This is a genomic window from Desulfosarcina sp. (genome assembly GCF_041551955.1).
Taxonomy (GTDB): domain Bacteria; phylum Desulfobacterota; class Desulfobacteria; order Desulfobacterales; family Desulfosarcinaceae; genus Desulfosarcina.
This window is the reverse complement of sequence record NZ_JBFELV010000430.1, coordinates 1-4,347: the sequence shown is the minus strand read 5'-3', so window position 1 is coordinate 4,347 and position 4,347 is coordinate 1. Positions and strand designations below refer to the sequence as shown.

Here is a 4,347-nt window from a genome sequence, read left to right as displayed (position 1 = left end):
GCCGGTGTCATGATCATGGGGTCGACGACTTTCGATACTATCGGGCGGGTGCTGCCCGGCCGCAAAACCATCGTCATGACCCGCAACTTGGATCGCCGATCCGACCGGGACGATCTGGAGTTTACCCAGGCGCCCCCCGAACAGATCATCGCCGAACTGGCCTCCCAGGGCTACGAGGAAGCCGTGGTGGTGGGCGGGGCGAAGATCAACCAGCTCTTCGCCGCAAAGGGACTGATCGACGAGTTGATCCTCACGCTGTCGCCCTTTGCCTTTGGCACCGGACTGTCCATCTTTTCAGGCGCCGTTGACCTGAAATTGGCCTTGAAATCATTCTGTCAGATAGACGAAAACACGCTGTGCGTTCGCTACCGGGTCATTCACCCAAAATGATAGGCTGTGACCGTCCATTCGTCAAACTATGAAATTGATGCTTTCCGGTTCATGGCCGCCAGCACCTGAAATAAGCCCTGAGTGCCCAGGTCTTCCCATCCCATGGCCATGGCGGCCACGTAAAACTGGTGGACCAGGGCCAGCGCGGGCAGCGACAGCTGCATGCGCCGCGCCTCTTCCAGGGCGATGCCCATATCCTTGACAAAGTGCTTGATGTAGAACCCCGGGTTGAAGTCGCCGTCAGCAATTCTGCGGCCCAGGGTGTTGATGGACCACGAGCTGGCCGCTCCTTTGCCGATCACATCGATCACTTGGTGGGCATCCATGCCGGACCGCTGGGCATACAAGAGTGATTCCACCACGCCGATCATGGTGCCGGCAATCAGGATCTGGTTGGTCATTTTGGTGTGCTGGCCGGTACCTGGACCGCCCATCAAGGCGATGGTTTTCCCCATGATCTCAAACAGTGGCTTGACCGCATTGAACACCGGCTTGTCACCGCCTACCATGATCGCCAGAATTGCTTCCCTTGCGCCCACGTCGCCGCCCGAAACCGGTGCATCCAGCGCCTTTACCCCTTTTGCGGCGCATGCATGGTGAATGGCGCCGGCCAGGTCTGGGCTGGATGTGGTCATGTCCACGATCGTGTCATCGGTTTTGGCTCCCGCCAGTACGCCTTCATCTCCTAAGATCACCTCCCGGACATCGTCCGGAAAACCCACCATGGTGAAGACGATATCGCTGCGCTGTGCCACGGCTTTTGGCGTGTCGGCCCAGGCCGCCCCGTTTTCAAGGAGCTTGACCGCTTTGTCGCGGGTTCGGCTGAACACCGTCAGACGGTGCCCAGCGGCCAACAGGTGCCCGCACATGGACGCGCCCATGACGCCCGTCCCGATCCATCCGATGCGTTGGTTGGTCATGTGATCCTCCCCTTAAATGATTGACAGATTCGGAAATGAAAAAGGGGCACGATTATGCAACCGCAACCCCTTTCAACCAATTTGGTCGGGACAGCAGGATTTGAACCTGCGACCCCAGCGTCCCGAACGCTGTGCTCTACCAGACTGAGCCATGTCCCGATGGGTGGTCTTAGTACGTCAAGGCATCTAAAAAGTCAATAGGTTGAAGCGCGATTGCGATGCCCTTTTTTTTAGCGGGTGAAGGGGTTGTCCAGAACGATGGTTTCATCCCTTCCCGGTCCCACCGAGACGATCTGAATGGGTACGCCGGTCAAGTCTTCTATGCGAGACAGGTATTGACGGGCGAGCTCGGGCAGGTCCTGGTAGCGTCGAATCGCGCGGATATCCTGCCGCCATCCGCCCAGGGTCTCATATACCGGTTTGCAAGCAGCCAGGTAGTTGAGATTGGCCGGTACCTCATCGATGCGTTGGCCATTGTATTCGTACGCGGTGCAGATTTTTATTTCGTCCAGCTGTCCGAGCACATCCAGTTTGGTAATGGCCAGACCGGTGAGCCCGTTCAGCCTGACTGCATTGTTGAGGATGACCGTATCCAGCCAGCCGCAACGCCGACGCCGGCCGGTGGTAGCGCCGAATTCCGCGCCGGTCTGTTGAATCAGGTCGCCGATATCGTCAAACAGTTCCGACGGGAACGGACCGGCGCCCACACGGGTGGTGTACGCCTTGACGATGCCGATCACGCCGTGGATATCTTTCGGACCGACGCCGCTGCCGCAACAGGCATTGCCGGAGGCGGTGTTGGAAGAGGTGACATAGGGGTATGTGCCGTGATCGATGTCCAGATGGGTGCCTTGGGCGCCTTCGAACAAAATCTGTTTTCCGTCCTTGCCGGCTTTTTGCATGGCCACGGAAACGTTGGTGACGTGAGGGTTTAGCCGCTTGGCGAATTGGGTGTACTGATCCCGCATCGACTCGAGATCCACGGTGTCGGTGCCCAGGAATTTTTCCAGGTAAAAATTCTTTTCAGGAACGATGGCCTGCAGGCGCTCATCGAAGGATTCGGGGTCGATCAGGTCTGCGAAACGAACACCGCGCCGGGTGGCCTTGTCTTCGTAACTGGGTCCGATGCCCCGGCCGGTGGTGCCGATCTTCTTGTCGCCCTTCATTCGTTCGCGACCGTGGTCGACCAGTTTGTGATAGGGCATGATCACATGGGCTCGGTCGCTGATCTTGAGAATGTCGGGACCGACGGCAATCCCTTTGGATTCCAGGTAATCGATTTCTTCGATCAATACCTCGGGGTCAACGACAACTCCGTTGCCGATCACGCAGATCTTCTTCTGAAGGATCCCGGACGGTATCAGGTGGCTGATAAATTGTTCGCCATCCACGACCATGGTGTGGCCGGCGTTGTTGCCACCCTGGAACCGCACCACCACGTCGGCGTCGGCGGCAAGAAGATCAACGATCTTTCCCTTTCCCTCATCACCCCACTGGGTGCCTACAATTACGATATTTGCCACGAGATGCTCCTTCATCAATATGATCAACCGAAAGGCGTAAACGAGCGATGGTCGTGAGTTTCAGAAAGCCTTGCGCCGTTGGCGAAAAAACTCCTGGATCACCAGCCGGCAGCGGTCCGCACAGATTCCCTGTATAATTTCGACCTGATGGTTGAGTCGCGCGTCCCGACCGAGGTGGTAGAGGCTTCCGGCCGCGCCCCATTTTGGGTCTGGTGCCCCGAAGACCACTGTCTTTACCCGGGCGTGGACAATGGCCCCCATGCACATGGCACAAGGTTCAATGCTAACATAGAGCGTGGTGCTTAACAAACGATAATTTTTTATCCGGCGGGCGGCCGAACGAAGTACATTGATCTCCGCATGAGCCGATGGATCGCAGCAGCTGATGGTTCGGTTGTGGTCCCGTGAGATGACCTGGTTGTCGGCATTGGTCATGACCGCACCAACCGGCACTTCTCCCATTTGACCGGCGAGAATGGCTTGATCGATGGCCATCTGCATGAAATGTTCGTGTGAGGGTGCCATGGTTTGACAGTCTACTTTTTTTTGGGTTGTGATCAATAGATTTTTTTGTGTCTGCCTTGAATCGGAGGAGATCGGGTCGTGATCCGTGCATATCGGCCCTGACAACCGTTACCGGGGAGTGTGCCATTCAAAGAATTCATTGACATGCTCCTCCGTTTGGCTTAAGTAGCAGTCCAACTTTTTAGCGCCCGTAGCTCAGCTGGATAGAGTGCCGGACTACGAATCCGTAGGTCGCAGGTTCGAATCCTGCCGGGCGCGCCAGTAAAACCAAGGGTTTCGCCAGTTTTGGCTAAGCCCTTTTTTTTGTGGTAAATAGATCCTGTTTGAACTGCGCGTAGACACGGTTCGCCGAAACCCCGACCGCCATAAAAAACGCGACCACCTTTCCCCGGCCATAAAGCGGATACCTCGGGGCCGTCCGGGCCTTCAGCCATTATCTTCCGAAGGCTGTTTCCCTTGAGGCCCCATGGTTGACGGGCCTTTCTTTGAGCTTGTTTTCTACCAACCGGAGTGCTACCCCTTTTTCTAAGATCAGGTAGGCGTTTACAGGGTACCGCATCTAGTTTGTTTCCGGGCATTTGAAGTACGGATAGTACGTCTGCATGCCCGGCGCCGCGCATCGGCGGCACCCTGCAAACGCCTACAATAGAGTGTGCTACGACACATTATTCATTTCACCCCCGTGAACGGGTTCACGATCAGATGGTCATCGATGCGATACATAATAGGAGATGGATTGGAAAATGACGATTAAATCTATTTTGGTTTTAGGCTTGGGCAAAGTTGGGTCACTCGTGGGTGTATTGCTCAAAAAAACCGGCTATCAGGTTACCGGCGCGGCCCGCAGCGAAAGAGCGGAGCTCCCGTTTGTAACAAAAATAATAGACGCCTCCGATATCGACCAGGTTGTAGAATTAATGAAGGCACATGATGCAATTGTTTCTTGTCTTCCCTACCATTTCAATCTCGATATCGCCAAAATAGCATGT

At 55.7% G+C, this 4,347-nt stretch carries 5 protein-coding genes and 2 tRNA genes; 3 read left to right on the top strand and 4 right to left on the bottom strand.

Annotation, left to right across the window (positions count from 1 at the left end; translation table 11 throughout):
• The coding region (locus tag ABYV26_RS21820; protein ID WP_372683470.1) for a dihydrofolate reductase family protein at positions 1-390 on the top strand (390 nt) is incomplete at its 5' end.
• 26 nt (positions 391-416) lie between these two features.
• Here the strand turns inward: ABYV26_RS21820 and ABYV26_RS21815 are convergent.
• The 4 genes from ABYV26_RS21815 to tadA form a co-directional block, all read right to left on the bottom strand.
• Positions 417-1,310 (bottom strand): NAD(P)-dependent oxidoreductase, encoded by an 894-nt coding sequence (locus tag ABYV26_RS21815; protein ID WP_372683469.1) that lies wholly within the window; start codon positions 1,308-1,310, stop codon positions 417-419.
• Between the two features lie 82 nt (positions 1,311-1,392).
• Positions 1,393-1,469: transfer RNA gene (locus ABYV26_RS21810), tRNA-Pro, on the bottom strand.
• 71 nt (positions 1,470-1,540) lie between these two features.
• On the bottom strand, positions 1,541-2,833 hold the full coding sequence (locus ABYV26_RS21805) for an adenylosuccinate synthase (RefSeq protein ID WP_372683468.1): 1,293 nt from the start codon (positions 2,831-2,833) through the stop codon (positions 1,541-1,543).
• A 60-nt stretch (positions 2,834-2,893) separates the two neighbouring features.
• Entirely contained in the window at positions 2,894-3,358 is a 465-nt protein-coding gene (gene tadA / locus ABYV26_RS21800; RefSeq protein ID WP_372683467.1) for a tRNA adenosine(34) deaminase TadA, read from the bottom strand.
• A gap of 184 nt (positions 3,359-3,542) precedes the next feature.
• On the opposite strand from tadA, the gene ABYV26_RS21795 reads away from it, so the two are divergent.
• Positions 3,543-3,619, top strand: a tRNA-Arg gene (locus ABYV26_RS21795).
• Between the two features lie 482 nt (positions 3,620-4,101).
• On the top strand, positions 4,102-4,347 hold a 246-nt coding region (locus tag ABYV26_RS21790), incomplete at its 3' end, for a saccharopine dehydrogenase NADP-binding domain-containing protein (RefSeq protein ID WP_372683466.1).